The sequence below is a fragment of the Psychrosphaera haliotis genome (assembly GCF_039523615.1).
GTDB lineage: Bacteria > Pseudomonadota > Gammaproteobacteria > Enterobacterales > Alteromonadaceae > Psychrosphaera > Psychrosphaera haliotis.
Map to the genome: position 1 here is coordinate 498,942 of NZ_BAAAFQ010000007.1, position 23,375 is coordinate 522,316.

The window sequence follows — 23,375 nt, forward strand, 5'->3', positions numbered from 1 at the left end:
TTTATTGGTTAGGATAATTGCCTTAACAAATTAAATCCTAAATACCGCTATGTTTTATACAACTCAATATTAACTGTTGTCTGCAACCAATAGTCTAATTGCGTCTAATTGAACCTGGGCTGAGTCAATTTCTGCAACGCTGTGCTCTAGTTGCAGCTCTAAAAACTCAATTTCTTCGTCTCGAATACTAGGGTTAATTGCCTGTAACGCTCGCATACGATCAAGTTCGCTTTGACGATCTGCAATTAGCTTTTCTTTTGCTGCTTTTACAATGCTATCAACTTGAGGTTGAACATTGGTATTCGCGATTTCCAAAAGCTTAATAACTTCTGGCTTTAATGCGCCAATAAGCTGCGTAGCCATGGTTTTCTTAACGTTCTTTAAACTTGCATCCATTGAGCCTTGTTTTACTTTAGGAGCTAAGTCATTACCATTTTTATCTAGCATCATTCTTACCGGTGTATTCGGTAAGTAGCGGTGTAATTGCAAGTTACGAGGTGCGTTAGTGGTAATCAAAAAGTTAAGCTCTAAGAAGTATGTACCGGCTGGCAACTTCTTATTCTTTAGTAAACATACCGATGTATTACCCAAGTCAGAACTGGTTAACATATCAAGTACGCCTGTTGTCATTGGGTGTTCCCAGCTTAAGAAGTGCTGGTCTTCTTGCGAAAGTGCAGTATCTCGCTCAAAACAAACTGTCATTCCGTCATTCTGAAGAGCAGGGAAATGCTCCGTCATCATGTGTTCGCCAGGTTTAAGTATAAAGCTATAAGCAGACTTCTCTTCAGTGTTAACACCAAAGTGATCCCAAATCTGCGTCATGAATGACATGAGCTCGGTACTATCATCTATCTCATCAATGGTTTCGCAAATTTCTGTTGCTCGCTCACCACCGCTAGAGTTAATTTCAAGTAAACGGTCTCGGCCTTGTTCCACTTCTAACTTAAGGGCTTGGTTTGCTACTTCGCATTGGTTAATTAGGTCCTGTAAGACTTCATCATCTTGAGAGTTCAAAACCGTTTGTTGAATAGCATTTAGGTTTTGCTCAAAAACAACTCGTGCAGTGGTACTTGTTTGCTCAAAAGCGTTAAACGCGTTGTGATAAAACTTAAATAAGTTCTCTGCTGCACTGCCTTCAATATATGGCACATGAATCTTCACTGTTTCAGTTTGACCTATACGGTCTAATCGACCGATTCTTTGCTCCAATAAGTCTGGGTTGGCTGGTAAGTCAAACAATACTAAGTGGTGAGCAAATTGGAAGTTTCGGCCTTCTGAACCAATTTCTGAACATACTAGTGCTTGTGCACTTTTTTCTTCATCAGCAAAATAGGCAGCCGCTTTATCTCGCTCTACAATTGTCATTCCTTCATGGAAAACCGTAGAACGTAAACCTTCTTGCTCAAATAACGCATCATCTAATTGCATAGCCGTGTTGGCATGGGCGCAAATAACCAATACCTTTTCATCTTTGTTAGCAATTAAAAGCTCACAAAGCCACTTCACTCGCGGATCGACCTGTGACCAAGTAGAAAGACTTTCAGAGTTAGGTTTATGGCGAAGTTCAGGGTGCATACCAAGCAGCTCAATCCCAGGAGCAAACAATTCTGGTCGAGGCAGTGGGTATGATGTCACTTTACGTTCCGGGAATCCCTTTATTCCTTGGCGGCTATTGCGGAACATTATGCGCCCAGTCCCGTGTCTATCTAGTAAGTCTGTAATTAAACGGTTGGCTATTTGAGCCTTGTCTTGCTCTGATTGGTATTGACTAATAGAAGCTAAACTACTTTCGTCATCAAGTAATACAGATAACGATTCTACTTCTTTGTTAGTTAACTCTTGTTGCTCAAGTAATTTATTCGCTATATCGGCAACGGCTTTGTACTCAAGTTCTTCTTTTTGATAAGTCGCGTAATCATGAAATCGATTAGGGTCTAAAAGTTGCAAACGAGTAAAGTGACCGTAATGGCCTAATTGGTCTGGTGTTGCGGTTAGAAGAATTAGACCTTTTGTCGCTTGGCCAATTTCTTGGATATGCTCATATAACGCATTAGCTGCGTCATCATTGTTGTCGTTTTCTGGTGGAGAGATGTGGTGTGCTTCATCAACTACAACAAGGTCCCAGTTGGTGCCTGTTAGTGTTGACTGCCATTTGCCACTTCGAGACAACCATTCTTGACTAACAAAAACAAGTTGCTCATTTTCAAATACGTTTTTTGTTGGATCAGATTCGGCTTCCGCTTCACAGCGTTGGTCATCAAATAAGGCAAACTTCAAATTAAAACGTCGTAACATTTCAACAAGCCACTGATGCTGAAGACTTTCAGGTAATACAATTAACACTCGAGACGCGCGCCCTGAAATAAGCTGCTGGTGGATTATAAGACCCGCCTCTATCGTTTTACCTAAACCAACTTCATCGGATAACAAAACTCTTGGTGCAAAACGCTTACCAACGGTATCTGCAATATAAAGCTGATGGGGAATAAGGCTTACTCGAGCACCTAACAAGCCATGCAAAGAGAAAGTTTCTAATTCCGCTTTTTTCTGATGAGCTTCCAATCGCAAGCTAAACCAGTGTTTTCGGTCGTATGCGCCAGTAAATAAACGTGATTCTGGGTTGTTTAACTTAACGTGGTGGTCCAACATTATTTCTTTAACGCTAACCACTTCTTCATTATCAATTCTTTGGCCATGATAAACCAAAGTCTCACCCACGGTTTCAACGTCCGAAACCTTAAACTCAAAACCTTCCATACTGGTAATCGTATCGCCAACAGAGTATTCAACACGCATTAAAGGCGCTTGATCTATGGCATACTGACGAGTTTCTTCGGCACCCGAAAATAGGACCTGCACAAATCTATTATCAACCTTGATAACGGTACCTAATCCTAAATCAAACTCAGCTTGGCTAACCCAACGCTGGCCTATCGAAAAACTCATATAATCTCCAATGGTTAAAAGCCGAAAAAAAGGCGCGTAGTCTACTCCCTTCTGCGTCAAAAATCGTTGTTAAATTCAAAAAATCCTTATTCGGTATTAAACATAGGTCACCTTTGATTATTTGTTGAGTGATCTGTTTTATTTTTATTCAATCATTTAGTAGAGCGTTGTTTGTTCTAATGAAATAATTTTCATCAAATTGTCATCAATGATGTGAAATATTAACTACAGTTAAAGTAGGGACGATAAATTAAAAGGTGCGCTGAATGGTTAATGTTAGTAGCAACATAAGAAGCGATAAAAAAGACAATAAAGCTAAGTTATTTGTATTAGATACCAATATATTACTGCATGACCCTCATGCTTATTTCAACTTCCAAGAACATGATGTGGTGATCCCCATGACCGTTCTTGAAGAGCTAGACCATATTAAAGACAGGCACAAAGATGTGTCGCGAGATGCACGCGTTGCTATTCGCTCATTAGAAACGACTCTGCATGATGTTGAACCAGAAGAAATGATAGAGGGCGTTCCTTTAAATCGTGGTGAATTAAAGGACAGCAGCGTTACCGGCCATCTAATCATCATGAATGACCATCACATTACTAGTGAAATTTCGGGGTTACCTGGCGGCGAAAATGATAATCGTATAATCAATGCGGCTTTGCACCTTCAAAAAGAACGTCCAAAGGTTACCGTTGTTTTAGTCACTAAAGACATAAACATGCGGTTAAAGGCCAAAGGTGCAGGTTTAAAGCGAGTTGAAGACTACACGACAGATCAGCTCATAGATGACATAGAGTTTTTAACAAAAGGTTTTGAACAAGTTGAAGGTGACTTTTGGTCAAATGTAAAAAATGTAGAAACGGTGAAAGATGGCCGTGATGCAAAACATACGGTAGACCGAAGTGCTTTGGAAAATGTATTTATAAATGAGTACGTCTTAGATACGGATACTGACTTTGCTGGCCGTGTGTCAGCAATCTCACCAGATAAAGTAGAATTAATGGATTTAAGCCGTACAAGGCTTATGTCTCGAAAAGCTTGGGGAATATCACCAAAAAACATATATCAGGCAATGGCATTTAATGCACTGTTGGACCCAAATATTGAACTGGTTATTTTGACTGGCCCAGCGGGTTGCGGTAAAACAGGTATTACTGCAAGCTTTTTTTCAATATTTGTGCAGACCTATCTACAGACCTTATTCTTACTGAATAAATTGAGTATTTATAACAGGCTAAGATCTAATCTCTCTAACATGTCATTAAGTGTGACTTAAAGAATAGAACCATTCATCAATAAATATAAATAACGGATTTAACCTGCAAGAGGCACAAACAAAAATAATAAAGCTAAGGTAAATCTAAAATGCTAATTAATGAAAATCGTTCTCAAAGGAGAACTAAAATGAATAATCCAAGTGAAAACAAAACCCCAAGAGTATTGGATACATCGGCACTAGTTCATGATCCAAAGTCACTTCTTGCGTACAGTGAAGACGTATACATCTGTCTAACAGTTCTAGAAGAATTAGATAACTTAAAAGAAAGAACTAACAAATCGGTTAGTGCTGATGCTCGTGTATGTATTCGTATGCTTGAAGATATAATAAATGGGCACAGTGCAGAAGAGATGGAAGCTGGTATTCCACTGCCTTCTACTGAAACAGCTAAACGAGGAAAACTGTTTATTGGAATTGATACCCAGCTCGATATGGCTAAAGAGTTAAAGCACGGTATTGGAAGTGACGCTGACAATAGAATAATTAACTATGCACTGTATCTTCAGAAGGACTTAGATAAAGACGTAGTAATTGTTAGCCGTGACATTAATATGCGCTTGAAAGCTCGAACCGTAGGGGTCATGGCAGAAGACGTTGCCGTAGATAATCAAATATCAGATATTGATCTTTTATACACAGGGGTACAAGCCTTTAAAGGAGATCTTTTTGATCGAATTAAATCAGACAAAGACTTCAAGGTTTCAGGAGAAGTTTATACTTTCCCAATAAGTCTATTTAATGATGAAGTTCAGCCAAACATGTATTGGTACGATGAAGCTGGACACATTGGGCGAATTTCAGAAGTAACAGATACTGAGGTATTCACAAAGTTATTGCCTCGTAAACAAGAAAAAGTATGGGGCATTTTGCCTAAAAATCAGCGTCAGGCAGTAGCTTTAAGCCAATTAACAGATCCATATTATGACTTAAATATCATCCTTGGCCCTGCTGGCTCCGGAAAAACTTTTTTAGCAGTTGCTTCGGCGCTGCATCAAGTATTGGAGTTAAAAAAGTACAAAAAAATCGTTGTGGTGCGCTCCAGAGACTTTATGGACGATGATCCGGGGTTTTTACCCGGTGACCTGACAGAGAAATCAATGCCGTTATTAGCAGGTATAACAGATGCGCTTATATCAATGCATTCAGGTGATAACAATGAAGGTAATATTAGTGCAACTGTTGAGCATGTGATCGAAAAAGCCAATATAGAATTTACTAGTATGGCTTACTTCCGAGGTCGTTCAATAGACGATGCTGTTTTAATCATTGATGAAGCTCAAAACATGACTAGAGCGCAAATTAAGGGCATGTTAAGCCGTGGTGGCAAAAATTGTCGCACAATCGTGTTGGGCAACTTAGCCCAGATTGATGATAAGTTTGTCACACCCGCATCTTCAGGTGCTAGCGCGGCTGTTAACGTGTATAGAAACTATGAAAAAGGCTCAGTATTGATATTTGATGAAGTAGAGCGTAGTAGCTTGGCTGAATTCACTGAAAAGAACATGTAGGCATCAAACTACAATTCACATTTCCTTATAATATTGCGACAATAGCCACTGCTTTTTGCAGTGGCTTTTCAGAGAAGCCCGTTCCCACGAAAACAGGACGAAATGGATTTACTCTGAACTAAAAGATTAAATATTCACAAAAACTGAGTGACATAGGTGCGTGGCCTAGCGTTGCCGTTTTTTTGGTGTATTGATGTCTTTTAATAAAGAAGACCTGCTAGTAAATATAAAAAGGCAGGCAAAACGATTATCTAAATTATTAACTATTCCCCTTGGACAAGCCCAAGAAGCCCTAGCTATTTGTCTTTACGGCTGTGACAGTTACAGCGATTTACTAGTAAAAATAAAAGCTGAATCCTTTGACAACCCATTGATAGCACTGTCTGCACTCTCACCAAACTCGGAAATATTTTTAGTAAAAATATTAGCTAGCCACCTAGATAGCATTATTGGAAATTTTGAAAAAAAATTTCCCGGCTCCAATATAAATGAAGAGATGGTCGTATCCCTGTTTGGGCTTAGCTTTTCAGAGTTCAAACTCAAAATATCTACCTAAAGTTGTACAAATACGTAAGTTGTCATTTTGTTTTTTGGCGATATTATAATATGAAGGCTGAACGGACAGCCTACGCCTACACATGTTTTTAAAATAAAAATATGAGCAGTGAAGCGGAGCATCCGTAAAAATTTGGTGATTCAAATAATCGAATAAATAGTGTGTTGGTAGGCCATTATTTTTTCGCAATAAATTATTTGGAAAATTACATGATATCGCTAAATCAATTACAAAATAAATTAAATAATCAAACAAAAAACTTCGCCTTACTATTAGAATTTCCCCAGCAATATGCTGAACGTCTATGGTCAATCGGTGTTTACGATTGTGCTACTATTCCACAAGCTCATGAGCGTCTTAGAGACGTTTTTGACAGCAATGATTTAAATTCAATTCTTACGCATGACTCTTTCAAATATCTGATTATTAATGAATACGATGATCAAGAAATAATTGAGTCACTTCATAAAGAAATAACGGCAATGGCATCCCGCATAGAAAGCCAGATGTTTGTTGATATCGAAACTTTAGAATTAGTTTCTGCAATTTATAAAGTTTTGGGTTTGTCTGAAGATGCCAAGTTCATCATTAATACAGGAGCTAACTTTAGGCTGGAATGGCGACCTTATTTTGACGCATATGATGATCCATTAGCCGTTCAATATGCGGATTTAAAGGTTCACGGCTGCTACTACAGGCTCATTGCCACTAAGTTTCCTTTTGAAAAAATATCTTTCGATAATATTAAAAGTTATTTGTACAAAATCAAGTGGGAGCACGATGGTGAGTTTGAGGGCTGCATTTCTAATGGTAACAGTTTCTCAAAGCATGAAGACTGGCTGATGATGACACTTGAGCTTTTCAACTCTGGAATAGGAAATGACGCTAGATTAAATCCAACGACCTTCGAAATTGAAAGGGTACGATATTTAGTTTATGGCTTTCCTCTGGTGCCTTCGTTGGTATCAGACTGGCATAAGCCTGACCTTAACCTTCAGGTTAAAAACCTAGACGGAGACCAAAAGTTTATAGTTCGTATTGACCAGCAGAGCCTAATATTTTACGCCCGTCGAGTAGAGGCTAGTTTGTTTAATACGATTGATTGTGAAAAGCATATTTCGTTGTATCGAGCTAGTGTTCTTGCTCATTTTGACGCAGATGACGAGTTATTAAAGGTCAATGGGGTTAAGTACTTAACATGCTTTCGTCCATATTCTCTAGAAGACACGAGAGGTGTTCAGATATGACAGAAAAAACTTACTTAAAGGACGTAAGCATAGTATCGGTTTATGACTACAAAGATTTTGAAAAAACATTTTTGATTGATGTCTTAGCTGGTGTAGTTATTGACGATGAAACATTTAGATTTCGTCCATTTGAGCAAATAGTTACTTCAAAAATTGTTAACAAAAGAGTTGTTGGCGACAAAATAGAAGTAATTACTCATAACGGAAGTTGTTATGTAATTGATGTTGAACATAAGTTATATGACATTTCATTTGCTGAGCTTGTAGTAATGAGAATAGGAGTGCATTCACCTGAACGTATTTTAGAAATGAGAGAACAGCTCAAAACTCCAAAATTGAATTGAATGTTAGTATGCTACGCGAGTTGCAATAACTATTACATTTAATTTCATTAAACTTTTTGGTGAATCTTTACTATTAATTAATAGTCCCACACAAAACGTCACTTAGGTGTGGGATATTGGTTCTTAATAAAATTATTCTATCTAGATAACTCCTCAATTTTCTTTCTAGAAAACCAGCTATATAAAACAGGCAAGACAAACAGTGTTAGCAGTGTTGCTGTTACCAATCCGCCAACAATAACGCTCGCTAATGGACGCTGGATTTCTGCACCAACACCATTAGACATTAACATCGGTATCAAACCTAAAGCCGATGTTATTGCTGTCATTAAAACTGGCCTCAATCTGGAGGTTGCTCCTTCAAATACAGCTTGAGAAACTTCCAAGCCATCTCTAATTCGTTGGTTAATACTCTCTACCATTACCACGCCGTTCAATACAGCAACACCAAATAGTGTAATGAAGCCAACGGAGCTAGGCACGGACAAGTATTGTCCAGATAAATATAAGGAAAAAACACCGCCAATTACAGCAAGCGGTACGTTGACCAATATCAGCATTGCTTGACCAACAGAGCCAAAAGCAAAGTAGAGTAGCAGTGCGATTAGTGCTAACGATAAAGGTACAACAATAGCTAGTCTATTTTGAGCACGTTGCTGGCTTTCGAACTGACCGCCAATCGAAACAGAATAGCCTGAAGGTAAATCAACCTTATCAGCAATTACCGTTTTGATATCAGCAACTACGCTACCCATATCACGGTTTTGAACATTTGCTTGGATAACAACCCGTCTTTGTACATCGTCGCGTCTAACTTGCGGAGGCCCCGATTCAAACGACACCGTTGCAACATCACCTAAGCGTACCCAAGCACCTGTTGGTGACTGAATGCGAATATCAGAAATCGCTTCCTTATTTCGTCGGTATTCTTCTTCAATACGTACATAAACATCATAACGCTCATTGCCGTTAATTATTTGCCCAGCTTCAACGCCTCCGATACCATCTCGTACAACTTCCATAATATTAGTGACGGAAAGCCCGAATCTTGAAAGCTCTTGCCTGTTAGGCTTTACAACTAGTTGCGCTTCCCCTGCAATTTGTTCAAGGGCAACATCTTTTGCTCCATTGACTTCTCTTATGGCAGCTTCAATTTCCTGACCTTTAGCCGCCAAAACTTCGAGTTCTGGCCCAAATAACTTAATCGCCAATTGAGCTTTAACGCCAGATATTAGCTCGTCAACACGAGTCGCAATTGGCTGAGAAAAGTTAAGTAGTAGCCCCGGAAACTCTTCTAATGATCTTTCCATCTTACCTTGAAGTTCATAGCGGTTAGATGCACTTGTCCATTGTGAGATAGGTTTTAAACCAATGTAAATTTCTATATTGTTTACAGGCTCTGGGTCGCCGCCAATTTCTGCCCTACCTATACGGCTAAGTGCATAGGTTACTTCAGGGAACGCCATTAATTTTTCTTCTAGAATTGGCGCGACAGTTAACGCAGTATCTAAACTTGAAGAAGGTGCCAGCGTTACTCTTAAGTTTATCGTGCCTTCTTCTAACTCTGGCACGAACTCAGTACCAATATAAGGCACGGTTGCCAAAGCAGATATAACTAATAGTATGGATGTAGAAACAATCAATTTAGTGTGTTTTAGAGAAAATTTCAGCCCTTTTTTGTAGAGCATGTTTAACGGCTTGAGAACGAAACTTTCTCTCTCTTTTACACCAGATCTAAATAGATAAGTTGCCAGTGCAGGTACGATAAACAACGCAACCACAATCGCAGATACAACGGCTAAGATGATGCTTATTGCCATAGGTTGGAATAACTTTGCTTCAACCCCTTCAAAACTGAACAATGGCGCAAATACGACTAAAATAATCGAGGCTGCAAAAAAGACAGGACGAGCCACTTCTTTACCTGCTTCTGTCAGGCGCAGTTCAATACCATGATCGTCGTGTTCGACATCGTGCGGATCTGCGTCAGAAGTTGGAACGCGTTCCTTTACCGATTTCGAATGTGTCGCGTCAGGTCTATTTAAATGTTTAAACATATTTTCAACCATAACGACTGAACCATCAACTAGCATACCAATGGCTACGGCAATGCCACCCAGTGACATAAGGTTTGCAGAAATGCCCCACCAAGCCATGATCATTAACGCGATACCAATTGAAATTGGAATAGATATTAAGACGAGAAAGGTTGCACGTAAGTTCATCAAAAACAGTGCTAGAACAATCGCGATGAAAATAAATGCAAGTAATAAGGCATCTACAACAGTGTTAACGGCTTTTTCAATCAAATCAGCCTGATCATAAAATGGCTCAAAGCGAACACCTTCCGGCAATGCTTGATTAATTAATGGAATTCTTGCATTGATACCATCAATGGTGGCTTTAGTATTTGAACCCATGCGTTTAAGTACAATACCAGAGACAACTTCGCCTAAATTTTCGACTTTTCCATTGGGTGATTTTCGCGTCATGGTGACAGCGCCTTGACGAATTTCACTGCCCATTTCAACTTTAGCAATATCTGAAACCGTCACAACCGTTCCATCAACCGTTTTAACGGGAACTTGTTTGATGTTACTGATGCCAGCCTCACCACTCTCAAACCAGCCTGTGCCTCTAATGACAAGCTGCTCTTGTCCACGGTTCATGTACCATCCGCCAACGTTGGCATTATTGCTATCTAATGCGCTAACGATATCTTCTTGCGTTAGTTCATATGCTAGGAGCTTAGAAGGATCGACGTTGACTTGATATTGCCTAACATTACCACCAAAAGAGAGCACATCAGTAACGCCATCGACTGGCATAATAAGCAATTTTACTATCCAATCATTGAGGCTCCTGAGTGCCATAGCATCATAGCCAGCGTTTTTATCTGAAATAAGTAAGTACTGAAACACCTGACCTAAACCCGATGTGTTTGGTCCCATTTCTGGCGTGCCGACACCTTCTGGTATTAACTCTTTTGCTGCTTGAAGCCGTTCAAATACGAGTTGTCTTGCAAAGTAAATGTCGGTGCCTTCTTTAAACACTACGGTTACGCCAGAAAGACCTGTTTTAGAAATTGAACGTACTTGCTCAACATCTGGTAAGGCGTACATAACCGCTTCAATGGGGTAAGTAATAAGTTGTTCGACTTCTTCGGCAGCCAGTCCCGGTGCTTCAGTATTAACAGCGACTTGAACGTTAGTAACGTCAGGAAAAGCATCCAAATTTAATTTTGGGATCACCATAATTGAGCCGACAATTGTGGCAAACAGTGCAATTAATATAAGGAGTCTGTTGTTAACAGACCAATCTATTATTTTATTAAACATAGTCTTGCTCCTTAGTGGTTATGCGGATCAAATCCGCCTTTAGCGATTTCAGAAGCAACAAAAAATGCGCCTTTGGTTACAATTCGAGTACCACTTTCTAGTCCGATAATTTCTCTGAAATCACCTAAAGCTCGACCAAGATTAACTTCAGTCGCTTTAAACTCTCCGGGATGGTCTTCAACAAATACTGTCCAATCACCATCGGCACTGCGGATCAGTGAACCTTCTGGTACAGCCATCACTTTCTGTTTTGTGGCGAACTGGAAATAGACTTTGACGAACATACCAGAGTGGAGTTTGTCATCAGCATTTTCTACCGCTAATCTGATAATTCGGGTGCGGGTCTTGGGATCAATAGTATGTGCTTCTTGGATAACTTTAGCTTTGTAACTTTGACCTTCTAATTTGATTGTCGCAGGAGAGTTAATTGATAGACTAAGCTTTTTGTTTGGCGAGACTTTAGCCTCAACCCATAATTGTTTTTCGTCCGCAAGTAACATAACAGTATCTCCGGCATCAACGCGTTGGCCTTGGATAAAGTCGTCTAGAAGCACGACACCTTCACGCTGGGCAGTTAATGTATATTGTCCAAATGCTTTAATGTCTTTGTTAGAAATACCATTTATTGCTTTTTCAGTTAACCCTAAAGCAATGAGTTTCCCATAACTCGCATTGTATGTTGTTTCAGCTTGTAATAATCGACTTTCACTCACCGTCTTATTACCCAGCTTTTTTACACGTTGCCATTCGGTGGAGGCAATTAAATAGTCCGCTTGCGCTTGTGCCATTGCCTCACTAAATAAAGTGACTAACTTTTGGCCTATTTCTACGTGCTCTCCAAGCGCTGCGTGACGACTAATAATGACGGACTCAGTACGAGGTGAAACCACGTAGCTTTTATAACCGTTGGCTTTTATTTCTCCGGGGGCATATATCGTGCTAAATTGATATTCTGGGATGACGCTTTCTACTTTGATGTTAGCAAGTGACATATTTTTCGGGCTAAGAGTTATACCTTCTTCATGTTCGTCTTCTTTATTCTCATTTCCGTGGTCATGGTCACCTTTTTCTTCCTTATGTCCTTTTTCGTGGCCGTGCTCGTCAAGATCTTCTTCTTGACCTTTTAGGCTTTCTCTTTCTGAGTACTCACTATGCTCAGGGTGTTCTTTAGCATGAACTCTCTCGTTCTCAGAGTGTTTATGTTCTTTTGTGTCTTGTTTGGAAAGCTTTGTGACAGAATCAGTAACATCTGACGACTGTGCAAAAGCATCATGACTTGTAGTAAGCCCTACTAACAGGCTGCTAATTACTACGGCTAATAATTTTTTACTAAATATTGTATTCATTTTTGTAACCTATATTTTTTATAAATTTAAGATTTCGCTTCTTTCGCTAATGAAAAATTAGCGCGTTCAAATCTCAAGTTTTGATAACTGACCTATACTTAAAACGAAGGATATTTCTGCAAGCTTAAATTGCTTTTCCAACCGGATGCCTGCATGAAGCGCTTCCGCGCGTTGATTTAATGCGAGTAAATAATCAGAAGTATTTATGTCACCAGCTTCCCAGCGTTTGTTGAGTAACTTTGCGCTGCTAGCCAACCTGCCTTGGGTGAGTTTGTGCCATTGCTGGTAGTAATTTTTACTGACAGTCAGCGACTCATAATTAGCTTTTGCTTCAAAAGACTGTTTTCGGTAAATTGAATGAAAGTGGGCCTCTGCTGCAATGGCTTCTGAATAAGCGGCTTTAACAGTATCTGAATAGTTATTTCTGATGTTTAAAGGAATTGAGAAAGTCACACCAACCAAGTCTTCATCTCCACTTTTACCTGCGCTAACTCCAATGGTTGGATTAGGTTTAGATTCCATAGTGGTTAGTTGAGCTTTAGATTGTTGCCCCTTCCATTGCGCTCTTGCGAGTTTAACTTTTGGATGATCCTCAACCCACTGTGAATCAAATGAATAGCTTGTTGCTCCAAAAGTAAATAAGGGTAAATTGGCGGTATTAGGCGTCCAATCTGGCAATAACTCCTGAACCTTTATCTCTGCATTTTTAAAAGCAATTTGAGACTCAGATATTTCACTAAAAATTTGCGACAAGTTTAAATAGACTAGCTCAGCGTCAAGTGGCTCTAGAAGTCCAGCTTTTCGTTTGTCTTCAACAATTCCAACGAGCGTTTGCAATTGCTCTTCTCTTTCTGAAAGTAACTGAGCAGCTTTTTTTGCTGCTTGCCAATTAACTAATGCAGTTAAGGCATTAGCCTTTTTAGAATCGAGTAGAGATAACAATTGTTGCTGGTTTGCATAAACATCAATTTCACCAATGGTTTTATTTGTTGATTGCATATCCCAAAAATCTATCGTTTGACTGATACCAATAGAGTAATTATCAAAATCACCTTCTTTTTCATAGTTTGCTTCAAGCTCTGGGTTATATACGGCTTGAGTTAAACTTTTGGCTCTATGATTACTTGCATTAAGTAACTCTTTTGCCGCAACAACTTCGGGATCTTTATTTATTTGACTATCTAGCCATGAAATACTTTTCTGTTTGCCATAAGTGGCAACTGAAAAACTCACAGCCATGCATAAAGACAGGACTAAACCTGCATTTTTTAAATATATATACATAAAAGTTCTTAATTTTAAAATTAATAAACACGAACCCTTTATCCATTGTTAAAGAATAAATAGGTCATTAAAAATTAATCTAATTAAGAAATAGGTGGGCGATGTATCGCTTCTAGGAAGGCTTTTGTCTGGTCAAATTGATAAGGAGTTTTATTGATAATATTTAGCTTACCATCGACATTTGAATTACTGACTAAAATCCAAGATAAGTGGCTGCCACTGCAATGACCACAGTGATGACAATCCTTTACATCGTGCTGTTCATCATCTGTATTATCATTTAAAACATTTCGATCATCGTCATGATCATGTTGAGTTTGAAGGTGCTCTATATCTATCTGGTGATTCTCAGATGTTGCGGATACAACAGCAGTTAACGATTGCAAAACAATAGAAACGACTAATAGTATTTTTAGCACAACATTAAGGTTCAAAGTTATTACCTGTTAAATATAGTATTTAAAATACTAGCAGAAACTATTTACTTAAACTAGCCAATTTAGTTACTTCCCAATCTTTTCAAATTAAATAACTTTTTATTTGACTCTATAGCCACTATAGATTTTATACTTATTTTAATATTGTTTCGGAATGTTAAATATGTCAGAAAAATGTAGTGGTAAGTGTCAATCATCTCCTACCAACGAAGACGTAAAAATTGATACACAATTAGATAACTATAGTGGCGCGTTTGTCAGTACATATAAAGTGCCTCAAATGGACTGTCCTTCAGAAGAGAGATTGATCAGATTAGCACTTGACTCAATTCAGCCTTCAGTTGGATTGCAGTTTGATATTCCTAATCGCTTAGTCAAAGTTTTTCATGATGAAAATTTAGATGAGATAACAAAAAAGTTACAACAACTTAAACTCGGTGCAGAGTTAGAGTCAACTAAACAAAGTTGCAGTACAGAAGCTGCAAAAGCAAAAGACTTAGCCCAAAAAAATGAGATGAAAGAAGCATCAACCCTAAAATGGTTGTTAGCCATTAATGGAGTCATGTTTTTTATAGAAGTAATTGCTGGGATTATTGCACAGTCTGCTGGCCTAATTGCAGACTCATTAGATATGTTTGCTGATGCTGCTGTGTATGGTTTAGCTATTTATGCCGTAGGTAAAAGTATTAGCATGAAACTTAGAGCAGCACATATATCTGGTGTGCTTCAAGTTATTCTAGCGCTAGGTGCTTTGAGCGAAGTCGTAAGACGCTTTGTTTACGGTAGTGAACCGATCTCTTCTTTAATGATGATATTTGGTGGAATAGCACTAATCGCTAACGTTGCTTGTCTGTTTTTGATATTTGGCAACAAAGAAGACGGCGCTCATATGAAAGCGAGTTGGATTTTTTCAGCAAATGACGTTATCGCAAACGTTGGTGTAATTTTAGCTGGCTTATTAGTTACAGCAACAAGCAGTCGTTATCCAGATTTAGTGATTGGTTTGATAATTGCTCTTGTCGTTTTAAACGGTGCTCGCCGCATCTTACAGCTAAAGTATTAAGCAGAGAAATGAAAATAATGCACTCATCGTATATCAAATCAAATATATCATACGTGATAATGATTTTAATCGCGGTGCAATCTGTGTTTTTTTCGCTAGAAGAGCTTGAAGTAAACTTAATTGAAAGTTCTTTTAATACATCACTAACTGAGTCTATTACCCCGCTAAAATCTCCAGAAACCTCCAATATATTTGAGGTGAGTAATAGCAACACTTCAATTGATAATTGTAATTTTTGTTGCTGTTGTCACTTATTTTTAAATGCAGATTATTCTTGTAACATTTTACAAACAATAGAATATTTCCTTACCTACGCCTTAGTTTCTCCTGAGCTAAAAGGCTATATCTCGGTGCCATTCCGCCCACCTAAATACGCCTAAATTTTATAGAAAATTATGAAAGGTCAAATGTTAATGACCGAAAAAAACATATAAATTTATAGGAAAGTATACATGGCACTTAATACCTGTGTGCATCGCAAGATAGCAATTTTGAGGTGTGTAACACCTCGGCTTAAATATATCGCGTTTCTCGCGTTGTCACTTTTTACATTTAATGTTTATGCCTTTGAAAAGCAGTTAAATCTTCAAGAGGCAATTCAGTGGACGCTTAAACAAAATCCTGAACTCAAAATATTTGATTTCAAACAAACCGCATTAACAGGACAAGAACAAACAGCAAGTTTAAATCCTGCTTATGAACTAGAAGTTGAAGCTGAGAACTTTGCAGGCTCAGGTGAATTTAATGCATTCGACAGTGCTGAATTAACAGTCGCTCTATCTTCGGTTATCGAAATGGGAGATAAACGCTCAGCGCGGATTGGACTTGTTTCAAAATCAAGAGCACTACTCAATGCTGAGAAAGAAGTCTCTGCGCTTAATTTAATGGCTCAAGTCACTGAGAAGTACGTGGAAGTACTTGCAGCCCAACAAAGAGTTATATTGGCAGAAAATGCTTTGAGCTTAGCACAAGAAACGTTAGAGATTGTATCTCAGCGTAACCGCGCAGGTGCTACTCCTGAGGCTGAAGTGAAACGCTCAAAAGCAGTTATTGCTCAGGCTAACCTCACCCTTCAATCTGAACAAAAGCGCTTGGAATATCTAAAGCTTTCTTTATCAGCTTACTGGGGAGAAACATCAGTGTCATTCTCTAGAGTAACTGGAGATCTGTTTCAGTTTGGCAATGATAGTGATTTTAGTAGTCTCTTTGCGAAATTAGAGAAAAACCCTGCTATTCAAGTTTATGCAAGTGAGCAGCGACTAAAAGAGGCCGAATTACAGTTGGCTAAAACAGAGTCAACGGCCAATATCAAATGGTCTGTTGGTGTTAGGCGCTCTCAAGAAGTCAATGATACGGTACTGGTCGCTGGCTTTAGCTTACCTTTGTTTGCTGAAAAGCGAAATTCTGGTGCAATCGCTAGTGCGCTAGCAGAGCGTGACCAAGTTGCCATAGAGAAAGAGGCGACTAAGTTGAGGTTTAGAAATCACTTACTACGAGCATACTCCAATAGAAAACAAGCCATATTAACAGCTAATTCATTAAAGCAGTCGGTTATCCCAATGCTTGAAGATGCACTGGAAGATACTCAAGACGCCTATCAAAAAGGTCGATATGGATATCTTGATTATGTATCGGCTAGACAAGAGCTGTTAAATGCTCGGCGAACCCTCATTGATGCGGCATCTGCTGCCCTAATTTATGGCGCAGAGATAGAAAAACTAACAAACGAAGCGCTGTCACTCTAAATAAACATCACTTTAAGTTTAATAACAATTTATTGATTCAGTTATTAACTGAATCGTTTAGGAATTCAAAATGAAAAACTATTTACTCGCACTATTGATTTTTATTGGGTATCTATCACCCATTCAAAGTGTTATCGCTAGTGAAGATGAACATGAAGGCGAAGAAGGCATTAGCAAAATAAACAATAACATGGCAAAAAGGCTTGGTGTTGAAACAGCCTATTTAGCTTCAAAAACGTTGAACCAAACTATCCCTGTATACGGCGCTACGACGATAGGCGCTGAACAATTATTTCAAGTTGGCGCTAGATATAACGGCGTTATAAAGACAATTAACTCCACTGTTGGTGATAAGGTAAAAAAAGGAGATCTATTGGCCGTTATTGAATCTAACGAAAGCTTAAATACCTATAAAATAACGTCCCCTGTTTCTGGGGTAGTTTTACAGAGAAATGGAAATGTTGGCGGTATCACGCAAAACACTAGCTTGTTTGAAATCGTCAATTTTGACACCTTGTGGGCTGAATTTAAGGTGTTTACCAGCCAATATAATCAAATCAAAGTCGGTCAGCATGTTGATATTGAGCAAGGTGAACACGCATTCAGTTCAGTCATCACTAATATTATTCCAGCTAAAGACCAACCTTATGTATTGGCACGGGTACGATTAAACAACACTGAGTTAAAGCTAACGTCAGGTCAATTATTAAAAGGCAACGTCAAAATAAATCAATTCAAGGTGGATTTAGCCGTTGAGAAAGTTGCTATCCAAGAACTGGGGGGACAATTAGGTGTATTTGTTAAAGAAGATGAAGAGTACGAATTTGCACCGCTTGTATTAGGACGTTCAGATAAGAACTATATCGAGGTTATTGGTGGCCTCAGTAAAGACACTGAATATGTAAACAAAAACAGTTATCTGATAAAAGCAGATATATTGAAATCTGAAGTAGAAGACGACGATTAGGAGACGCAATATGATTGAATCAATTTTGCGTCTTGCAATAAATAGGCGCTATTTAGTATTAAGCTTGCTGATGGTAATCATCGGCGTTGGTATGTGGAGTTATCAAAAACTTCCCATTGATGCTGTTCCAGATATAACAAACGTGCAGGTACAAATAAACACTTCTGCCCCCGGTTATTCACCTTTGGAAGCGGAACAAAGGGTGACCTTTCCTGTAGAAACAGCCTTAGCCGGATTGCCAAAGCTGTCTCACACCCGCTCCCTGTCAAGATATGGATTATCTCAAGTAACCGTTATCTTTGAAGAGGGAACCGATATTTATTTTGCTCGCAACTTAATCAATGCAAGATTAGCTGCGATAAAAGGCGTTATTCCCTCTGGCTTAGAGCCAGAAATGGGTCCTATTTCGACAGGGCTTGGCGAAATATTTATGTATACCGTACAAGCTTCTCCTGACGCTAAAATGCCTAATGGAGAGCCTTATACCGCTATTGCCTTAAGAGAAATACAAGACTGGATCATTAAACCGCAATTGGCTCAAGTTAAAGGCGTCATTGAGGTCAACAGTATCGGCGGCTACAACAAGCAATATCACATAACGCCTAAACCCGAAAAATTACTTTTTCATCAGGTAACCTTTGAAGAAATATCTGATGCATTACGTAAAAACAATGACAACCGTGGCGCAGGTTATATCGAACAAAACGGACAGCAAGTGTTAGTGCGCTCCATTGGGCAACTTGAGACAATAGATGAGATCCTCAATGTCATCATCAAAAAGAACAATGGTATTCCTGTAAAAATAAGTGATGTTGCCAATGTTGCTATTGGCAAAGAACTTAGAACAGGGGCTGCTACTCGTAATGGCATTGAGACAGTGCTTGGTACAACCATGATGCTGATTGGTGAGAATTCTCGCACCGTTGCCTTAGCAGTTGAACAGAAGCTCAGCGAAATACAAAAATCTCTGCCAAAGGGCATTACCGCTGAGCCTGTTTACGACAGAACAACATTAGTAGATAAAGCGATTGCAACCGTTACCAAAAACCTCGTTGAAGGTGCGCTTTTAGTTATTGTTGTGTTATTTATTCTACTTGGAAATTTACGTGCAGCTCTCATTACCGCTGCTGTTATCCCTATTTCCATGTTAATGACAATCACAGGTATGGTGCAAGCAGGAGTATCTGCCAATTTAATGAGTCTCGGCGCATTGGACTTTGGCTTGATAGTGGACGGGGCTGTAATCATCGTTGAAAACTCTGTCCGTAGGTTAGCACAGGCCCAACACAACGGTCATAGGCAAGACTTAAGAGAACGCCTAAATACCGTTTTTGAAGCCACTTCAGAAGTGATACGTCCAAGCTTGTTTGGTGTGGCAATTATCACTGTTGTTTACATCCCCATTTTCACGCTAACTGGCGTTGAAGGGAAAATGTTCCACCCTATGGCGGCAACTGTCGTTATGGCGTTAATTTCCGCAATGATCCTTTCAGTTACACTGGTTCCTGCTGCTGTAGCTGTGTTTATGAAAGGTAAAATCAGCGAAAAAGAAAGTGTAGTTATTCGTTCAACCAAGTCTATTTATGAACCATTGTTAAAAATGGCGATGAAATTTCGTTGGATTATTGTTTCATTCTCAACGCTGTTAATGGGGTATAGCCTTTGGTTAGCAACTACGCTTGGGACAGAATTTGTTCCTCAATTAAATGAAGGTGATATTGCACTACAGGCATTAAGAATTCCATCGACTGGCCTAGAGCAATCAGTAGAAATGCAAGAAGTACTTGAGCAACGTATTAAAGCGTTTCCTGAAGTTGATAAAGTATTCTCGCGCATCGGCACACCAGAAGTAGCAACTGATCCAATGCCACCGAGTATTGCTGATATCTTTGTTATTTTAAAACCACGTAAAGATTGGGCCGAACCTTCAAAGCCAAAGAGTGAATTAGTTGAAGAAATGGAAGAGGTACTGAAAAACATTCCGGGCAACAACTATGAATTCACTCAGCCTATTCAAATGCGTTTCAATGAATTGATTTCTGGCGTTAGAGCTGATGTGGGCATCAAAGTATTTGGCGATGATTTGGATCGGTTATTACTTACCGCAAAAGATATTCTAAATATTGTGAAAACCGTAGATGGTGCAGCAGATGCCAGAATGGAACAAGTCACAGGTGTTCCATCTTTATCGGTAATCCCTAAACGCGAAGCACTTGGTAGGTATGGATTGAACGTTACCGAATTGCAAGACTGGGTTGCCACTGCAATAGGGGGGGAATCTGCGGGGATCATTTATGAAGGAGACAGACGATTTGAGTTAGTTGTTCGTCTACCGGAGCAAACTAGAACGGATATTGATGGTTTGAAATTTCTGCCGCTTCCACTTGAGAATGGTAACTATGTGCCACTTGAAGAAGTTGCAGAGCTTAAATCTGAGTCTTTACCTGCTCAAATTAGCCGTGAGAGCGGTAAAAGAAGAGTTGTGGTTACCGTCAATGTTCGTGGTAGAGATTTAGGCGGTTTTGTCAAAGAAGTGAAAGCTAAAATTAATCAGGAAGGAGAAATTCCAGCAGGATACTGGCTTGATTATGGCGGAACCTTTGAACAGCTAGAGTCAGCGAGTAAAAGATTAAGCTTAGTTGTGCCGATCACACTAATTGTTATCTTAGGTATTTTGGTTATTGCATTTGGTTCATTAAAAGATGCATTGATCATTTTCAGTGGTGTACCGTTAGCATTAACTGGGGGCGTAATTTCTCTTTATTTAAGAGACATGCCTTTATCTATTTCGGCAGGTGTCGGCTTCATAGCATTGTCAGGTGTTGCCGTATTAAATGGCTTGGTTATGTTGGCTTTTATTCGAGATCTTTGGCATGAAAAAGGCGACCTTTACGTAGCGATCATTGAAGGTGCCATCATTCGTTTAAGACCTATTTTAATGACGGCACTGGTCGCAAGTTTAGGTTTTATTCCAATGGCGTTAAACACTGGAATTGGTGCAGAAGTGCAACGACCACTAGCAACAGTTGTTATCGGCGGTATTATATCTTCTACAATTTTAACTTTGTTTGTATTGCCTATTTTATATCAATGGGCGCATGGCGCTGAGAGCAGTAAACAGCAATCTGACGAAATTTAAAAACAAAAAAGCAGCTTAATTTATGTTTAAGCTGCTTTTATATTTAATCTTTTTATTTTTATTTTAATTTTTAAAGTTTAATTCGCATCATCTCGGCAAGTCTCTTTAGGAAACTCAAATTCAATGGTTGTATGAGACAAGCGATAGGCAGAAAGTCTCTTAGCCACTTGTTCCTTAAGTTTAATTAATTCATCAACGTCAATTTTTTCGACTAATTCTATGTGAGCGGTTAATACGTGACTTTCGCCATCTAACGACCAAAAATGCAGATGATGTACGCCATTAACTTCTGGAAGGTTAGTTAGCGACTCTTTTATACTTTCTTGAGTTTCTTCATCTGGCGCGGCCTGAAGAAACAAGACAATTGTTGATTTCAGATTTTTAAAAACATTGAACAAGATAAACAATGTGAAGCCAATAGATAGTAACGGATCTAAAATGGGCAAATCTACAAATAACAGCACAATAGATACAATAAGCACAGCAACCCAGCCAAGTACGTCTTCAAGCAAGTGCCATGTAAGTACTTTTTCATTTAAGGTTTCTCCAGCTTTTAATTTTAATACAGCATATCCGTTAACGGCAACGCCGAGTATCGCTAGCCCTAACATCCCCTCGACAACAGGCATTTCAGGATTGGACAGCCTTGGAATTGCTTCAAATAAAATCCAAATTGAGCCAATGATTAAAACAATACTGTTTATCAATGCGCCAAAGAGTGTAAGTCTACGATAACCATAACTAAACTTATCTGATGCTTCTTTATCTGAAAAACGACTTAAAATCCACGCAAAACCTATGGAAAGACTATCACCAAGATCGTGAACTGCATCTGCCATTATCGCCGTACTGTTAGTGAGCCAACCACCTATAAATTCTATAATAGTGAATGTCACATTAAGGAAAAATGCCCAACCAATACGGTCATCTTTACCATGTTGATGACTATGATTATGGTTGTGCATTTTGCACCTCCAGTACTGTCGTCTTTCTAATGTTGGCGACATTGAAGTTGATCAGGTGACGGATCACTCGTTGATACATCCAACGTTTAACGCCTGACAAATTAGTGCCTTTTTCTTGGTAGAACTTATCAGGAGAGTCATAAAGTCCGAAATCATCATGAATACCTTCTTTTTGAATATAGGTATCAGTTCCGCGCCAATTTATATCTGGAGTAGAGAAGCATTTTGTCGCAACACCATAACCACAAAAGTTATCTTTTTCTTCGCTAAATTTCTGTTGTAACGAAGTGAGATATTGCTCATCCAAGATAAAGCCTTCTAAGTTGATCCAACGTCCATCAAAGTAAACCTCTACCCAACTGTGGATAATGTATTTCGGCGCTAACCAAAAGACATACGTTGGAATAGCACCTTTTTGCAATTGCTGAGCAATGGTGAACCCGTGAAATCGGCATTGAATACCTAACCCTCGTAACAAGGCCATCAGTAAGTTACCTTTGGTATTACATTGTCCGTAACCATCCGCTAAAACATTGCTTGCAGAAATGTCATCGCTTTCATTGTAGCCAAATAATATTTCATCTTTAACAAATTGGTAGGCCGCACCAATTTTGTTGAAATCATCCAAGCTTTTCCACCTTCGTTGATTTATGAGGGATTGGATATTTTTGTGTTCAAAATTGACTATGCTGGTCTTGGTTAGATACTTATCACACATTTTTACCCCTTATTAACTTGTATGCTTTAACTATAAAACCTATAGTAACTATAGAGTCAAGTTTATTGGAAAGGTTTATGAAAATTGGCGAATTATCGAAAACATCAGGCTGTTCAATACAAACAATTAGGTATTATGAAAGAGAAGGGTTGCTTTCAGATCCTGAGCGCTCTGAGGGTAACTTTAGGTTGTATTCCAATAAGGCGTTAAAAGAGCTGGAATTCGTTAAGCATTGTCGCAGCCTCGATATATCTCTTGATGATATCAAACGTCTTATTGAATTAAAGAATAAGCCAGAAGAAAGCTGCTCTAGTGTGAATGAATTGATTAAGCAGCAATTAAATTTAGTCAACAAACGCATGAAAGAATTAAAGGCCTTAAAAAATGAATTACAACATATGGCAAGTACATGCAATTCTGATAATACCATTGAAGGATGCGGTATTATTAAGTCGTTGGATAGTTAATCTAAATTCTGCTTTGAGC

At 38.8% G+C, this 23,375-nt stretch carries 16 protein-coding genes and 1 pseudogene; 10 read left to right on the forward strand and 7 right to left on the reverse strand.

Annotated elements, in window-relative coordinates; all coding sequences use genetic code 11:
• Positions 1-69 precede the first annotated feature (69 nt).
• Positions 70-2,946 carry an RNA polymerase-associated protein RapA gene (rapA, locus tag ABD009_RS11810; protein WP_343825643.1) on the reverse strand — a complete coding sequence of 959 codons (2,877 nt, stop codon included), beginning with the start codon at positions 2,944-2,946 and terminating at the stop codon, positions 70-72.
• 266 nt (positions 2,947-3,212) lie between these two features.
• On the opposite strand from rapA, the pseudogene ABD009_RS11815 reads away from it, so the two are divergent.
• The 5 genes and pseudogenes from ABD009_RS11815 to ABD009_RS11835 all read left to right on the forward strand — a co-directional run.
• Positions 3,213-4,100: pseudogene (locus ABD009_RS11815) on the forward strand (PIN domain-containing protein); the annotation flags it as partial.
• Positions 4,101-4,357: 257 nt separating this feature from the next.
• Positions 4,358-5,740, forward strand: a complete 1,383-nt coding sequence (locus ABD009_RS11820; RefSeq protein WP_058405775.1) for a PhoH family protein — start codon at positions 4,358-4,360, stop codon at positions 5,738-5,740.
• Between the two features lie 193 nt (positions 5,741-5,933).
• Entirely contained in the window at positions 5,934-6,296 is a 363-nt protein-coding gene (locus tag ABD009_RS11825; protein WP_008109624.1) for a hypothetical protein, read from the forward strand.
• 209 nt (positions 6,297-6,505) lie between these two features.
• Positions 6,506-7,543 (forward strand): hypothetical protein, encoded by a 1,038-nt coding sequence (locus ABD009_RS11830; protein ID WP_058405776.1) that lies wholly within the window; start codon positions 6,506-6,508, stop codon positions 7,541-7,543.
• Positions 7,540-7,887: a hypothetical protein gene (locus tag ABD009_RS11835; protein ID WP_058405777.1), complete on the forward strand. Its 348-nt coding sequence runs from the start codon at positions 7,540-7,542 to the stop codon at positions 7,885-7,887. The genes ABD009_RS11830 and ABD009_RS11835 overlap by 4 nt, the downstream gene beginning before the upstream one ends.
• A 137-nt stretch (positions 7,888-8,024) precedes the next feature.
• Here ABD009_RS11835 and ABD009_RS11840 read toward each other — a convergent pair whose 3' ends face one another.
• From ABD009_RS11840 to ABD009_RS11855, 4 genes are all read right to left on the reverse strand, one after another.
• Positions 8,025-11,225 carry an efflux RND transporter permease subunit gene (locus tag ABD009_RS11840; protein WP_058405778.1) on the reverse strand — a complete coding sequence of 1,067 codons (3,201 nt, stop codon included), beginning with the start codon at positions 11,223-11,225 and terminating at the stop codon, positions 8,025-8,027.
• Between the two features lie 11 nt (positions 11,226-11,236).
• Entirely contained in the window at positions 11,237-12,571 is a 1,335-nt protein-coding gene (locus ABD009_RS11845) for an efflux RND transporter periplasmic adaptor subunit (RefSeq protein ID WP_058552476.1), read from the reverse strand.
• Positions 12,572-12,637: 66 nt separating this feature from the next.
• Positions 12,638-13,855 carry a TolC family protein gene (locus ABD009_RS11850; protein WP_343825652.1) on the reverse strand — a complete coding sequence of 406 codons (1,218 nt, stop codon included), beginning with the start codon at positions 13,853-13,855 and terminating at the stop codon, positions 12,638-12,640.
• 83 nt (positions 13,856-13,938) lie between these two features.
• Positions 13,939-14,289 (reverse strand): hypothetical protein, encoded by a 351-nt coding sequence (locus ABD009_RS11855; protein ID WP_008128668.1) that lies wholly within the window; start codon positions 14,287-14,289, stop codon positions 13,939-13,941.
• Between the two features lie 166 nt (positions 14,290-14,455).
• On the opposite strand from ABD009_RS11855, the gene ABD009_RS11860 reads away from it, so the two are divergent.
• From ABD009_RS11860 to ABD009_RS11875, 4 genes are all read left to right on the forward strand, one after another.
• Entirely contained in the window at positions 14,456-15,355 is a 900-nt protein-coding gene (locus tag ABD009_RS11860) for a cation efflux transmembrane domain-containing protein (RefSeq protein WP_058405780.1), read from the forward strand.
• A 452-nt stretch (positions 15,356-15,807) separates the two neighbouring features.
• On the forward strand, positions 15,808-17,100 hold the full coding sequence (locus tag ABD009_RS11865) for a TolC family protein (protein WP_008128677.1): 1,293 nt from the start codon (positions 15,808-15,810) through the stop codon (positions 17,098-17,100).
• Between the two features lie 70 nt (positions 17,101-17,170).
• Positions 17,171-18,067 carry an efflux RND transporter periplasmic adaptor subunit gene (locus tag ABD009_RS11870; protein WP_008128679.1) on the forward strand — a complete coding sequence of 299 codons (897 nt, stop codon included), beginning with the start codon at positions 17,171-17,173 and terminating at the stop codon, positions 18,065-18,067.
• 10 nt (positions 18,068-18,077) lie between these two features.
• Entirely contained in the window at positions 18,078-21,206 is a 3,129-nt protein-coding gene (locus ABD009_RS11875) for an efflux RND transporter permease subunit (protein ID WP_058405782.1), read from the forward strand.
• 77 nt (positions 21,207-21,283) lie between these two features.
• Here ABD009_RS11875 and ABD009_RS11880 read toward each other — a convergent pair whose 3' ends face one another.
• Both ABD009_RS11880 and ABD009_RS11885 read right to left on the reverse strand, forming a co-directional pair.
• On the reverse strand, positions 21,284-22,171 hold the full coding sequence (locus ABD009_RS11880; RefSeq protein WP_058405783.1) for a cation diffusion facilitator family transporter: 888 nt from the start codon (positions 22,169-22,171) through the stop codon (positions 21,284-21,286).
• Positions 22,158-22,889, reverse strand: a complete 732-nt coding sequence (locus tag ABD009_RS11885) for a transglutaminase-like domain-containing protein (protein WP_058405784.1) — start codon at positions 22,887-22,889, stop codon at positions 22,158-22,160. The genes ABD009_RS11880 and ABD009_RS11885 overlap by 14 nt, the downstream gene beginning before the upstream one ends.
• Before the next feature lie 77 nt (positions 22,890-22,966).
• Here ABD009_RS11885 and cadR point away from each other — a divergent pair, with 77 nt between their 5' ends.
• On the forward strand, positions 22,967-23,356 hold the full coding sequence (gene cadR, locus ABD009_RS11890; RefSeq protein ID WP_008128687.1) for a Cd(II)/Pb(II)-responsive transcriptional regulator: 390 nt from the start codon (positions 22,967-22,969) through the stop codon (positions 23,354-23,356).
• The last annotated feature ends 19 nt before the right edge of the window (positions 23,357-23,375 follow it).